Origin of the sequence: Nonomuraea rhizosphaerae (assembly GCF_019396405.1) — a bacterium.
GTDB classification, from domain to species: domain Bacteria; phylum Actinomycetota; class Actinomycetes; order Streptosporangiales; family Streptosporangiaceae; genus Nonomuraea; species Nonomuraea rhizosphaerae.
The window spans coordinates 1-3266 of the sequence record NZ_JAHKRL010000081.1; the positions used below are offsets into that span (position 1 = coordinate 1).

Here is a 3266-nt window from a genome sequence, read left to right on the forward strand (position 1 = left end):
AGCGCCGGCCGGGGCCGCCCGACGCCGACCACGACCGGGACCGACACGGCCGCGTGCAGCTCGTCCGCCGCCGCCAGGCCGCCGGGGCCGGTGCCGCCGGCGGTGAGCAGCACGGCGTGGTCGTAGCGGACCAGGTGCAGCGGGTGGTGCCCGCTCAGCCGCCGCCGCAGCGCGAGCAGCCCCTGCTCCAGCGCGAGCCGCAGCGCCTCGTCCGGCTCCTCCGACAGCGGCCTGGCCACCAGCACGGTCACCGGCTGCGCCTGCGGGAAGGCCCCGGCCTCGATGAGCTGCCTGGCCGAGTCCGGCTCGCCGAGCAGCAGCCCGGTCACCGCCTCCAGCTCGCGGTGCGAGGCCAGGCCTGTGGCCAGGCTCTCGTGGTAGAGCGCCAGGGCCAGCGCGGGCGCCGCCGCCGCGGCCTCGTCGATCTGCGCGCCGGACATGGCCGGGTCCGCGTCGATGAACCACAGGTAGCCCAGCAGCCCGGCGTCATGGCGTACCGGGACACAAACTCGGGGGAGCAGGCCCAGGCGGGGCGCGCCCGGGACGCGCAGCGGGGCCGTCGCCTCCTGGATCCCGGCCGCGCGCACCCACTGGCGCACCTCGGGCGGGCTGTGCCGGCGCAGGATCGAGTCGCGGCGGATGTCGTCCATCGGGCCGTCCTGCTCGCTGTAGGCGATGACCCGCTGGACGCGGTCCTCCAGCAGCAGCGGACGGTCGAGCCGGGCAGCCAGCTCGTCCACGCTCCGCTGAAGATCCGCCACAACGTCACCTGGATTTTTCGGCATTTGTCGGAAGGACCGCTACAGGTCTTCCCTACAACTGATCGGTGATCTCCGTCAACTTCGTCTATACCGTCAATCCGTGATTGCCCCGAAGAAGCTGCTGAAAGGTCTGCTGGCGGCACTGGTGCTGATCCCGGTGAGCCTCGTGGCGACCCCGGCTTCCGCAGCACCCCCCACAGACGATCCCGAGTACCCCTGGCGGCGCAACCTCTGGCCGCAGACCCAGCCCTGGCAGCTCGACGCCCCCGAGGCTGACGCCCAGGCGCTCCGCGGCCGCCCCAGCGGCGGCATCCCGCCCATCGACCCCCAGAACTGGGAGAACCCCGACCACATGACGTGGGCGGACTACAAGAAGGTTCCCGGCACGAACTGGAACGATCCTTCCGTCAAGGGCTCCAAGCGCACCTTCAAGGGCGCGCTGGTCCTCCTTGACTACCCCAACCAGCAGTTCGTCGTCACCCAGCCCAAGGCCTCGACCATCTACGGCAACCCGAGCGCCGAGGCCCACGACATTCCCCGCGACCAGGTCGCCAAGTTCTACCAGGACTTCCTCAACACCCCGAACACGCTCAACCGCGGCCACACCATCCACGAGTACTGGATGGAGGACTCCGGCGGGCGCTACGGCGTCGAGCTGACCGGCTTCGGCCCGTACACGATGCCGGGCAAGGACCACGAGTACGCCATGGAGTTCCAGGGCGGCCAGGGCTGCCCGGCGGGCGACTCGTGCAACAAGAACCTGCGCACCGACGGCCGCGCCGCCTGGGTCGGCGCGATCGGCGACGAGGCCGCCAGGCAGTACGACTTCATCTTCTACGTCAGCGCCGGGCAGGACGAGTCGTCCACCTGGCAGGAGTTCGGGATGATGAAGTTCCCCACCAAGGAGGACGTGACCGACGAATGGGGTCCGCCCGACCCCGCACTGCCCAACTGGTCGCTGACCCGCTACGTCGACTGGACCTCCTGGCAGGCCGGCTCCAACTTCTGGCCCAACGCCAACATCGGCGTCGACTCCGTCCAGGCCGAGAGCTCCGGCATGGCCGTGTACGCCCACGAGTTCAGCCACATCCTGGGCGTGCTGGACAACTACAACAACCCGTACGGGGTCCCGGCGCGCAGGGCGTACACCGGGATCTGGGAGATGCTCAGCCGGGGCAGCTTCAACGGGCCCGGCGGCCCGCACACCCGCTGGCTGATCCCGCCCACCTCCGGCGCCTCCATGGGCGCCCAGCACATGCTGCGCAACAAGATCAAGCTCGCCATGGTCGACGAGCAGAACGTGCTGCGGCTCTCCCGTGAGGCGCTCGACGAGTCCGGCCTGGTCAAGGCCCGGGTGATCGCCCGTGCCGTGCAGCCCGGCCAGAGCGAGCTGTCCGGCGTCAACATCGCCTTCGACACCGGCGACAAGAGCCCGGCCTGCACCCCGTCGACCGACCCGTACTGCGACGGCGGCGGCTACGAGAACTACACTGTCGAGGTCGTGGACCGGGTCGGCACCGACTCCTTCACCCCCGACTCCGGCGTGCTCCTGGCCAAGACCAAGAACCAGGACCGGGCCCCGTTCGAGTGGGTGATCGACGCCAACCCGCAGGACATCGGCATGACCGACTACGTCATGCCCGACGGGACCAAGGTGCCGATCACGATCGGCGACTACCGGCAGCTCTCCGACGCCCTCTTCCACGCGGGCACCGACTCCGGCAGCCAGTACGAGTTCGTGGACCAGGCCAACCGGCTGCACTTCTACGTGACCGACGTCAAGCGCGACCGCAAGGGCACGCTGTCGTACACGGTGGCGATCCGCTCCCTCGACGGGGCCGGGCCGCAGAAGCGCGGCGTCAAGGTGCTGCCCGCCCTGGGCATCCCGGGCGGCAAGGGCATCTCTACCTGCAAGTTCCCGCTGTTCAACACCGGCAAGGCGGCCCCCGCGCAGGGGACGCATCCCGAGGACGTCAGCGGCTACCTCAACTCCGACGTCTACCGGCTCAAGGCCGAGGTGCAGGGGCGCGGCTGGACCGCGCAGCTGCCCAACGCCCTGGCCGCCGTCGACTTCGGCAGGTCGCAGGAGGTCGTGGTGAACGCGGTGCGCGCCAAGGGCGGGGATCGGCTGGCCAAGGTCAAGCTGACGGCCACCTCGGAGAGCGACCCGGCCAAGACCGTCACCGCCAGTTGCGGGGTGATCGGGCTGTAGCTCCTGTCGTGTGCCGCCGCCCGCGCCTCTCCCGCTCACCCCGCCGCACGTGGCCGGGTTCCCGGGGAGGCGCGGGCCGCTCCTCCCTCACTTCCTCGCCTCCCGAGGGACCCCAGCCGAAGTACGGCGGGGCAGGGGGTACGGGCGGCTGGCGCGGCGCGTGCCGCATCCGCTTGAATCACCCCCGAGGGGGTGTTAGTTGACAGGCCAGCTGCCGGAGAAGCCGCAACCGCGGCGCAGGAAGGTGCCACTGGCCGCGCCGTTCGCGGCGGGTGTCGCCGCGGCGGGGGGCA

At 70.8% G+C, this 3266-nt stretch carries 1 protein-coding gene and 1 pseudogene; one reads left to right on the forward strand and one right to left on the reverse strand.

What is annotated here, in order from left to right; all coding sequences use genetic code 11:
- Positions 1–761, reverse strand: a pseudogene (locus tag KME77_RS03830) (hypothetical protein); the annotation flags it as partial.
- A gap of 100 nt (positions 762–861) precedes the next feature.
- Between KME77_RS03830 and KME77_RS03835 the strand changes: the two are divergent.
- Positions 862–2973, forward strand: coding sequence for a M6 family metalloprotease domain-containing protein (locus KME77_RS03835; RefSeq protein WP_308250535.1), 2112 nt, complete (start codon positions 862–864; stop codon positions 2971–2973).
- The last annotated feature ends 293 nt before the right edge of the window (positions 2974–3266 follow it).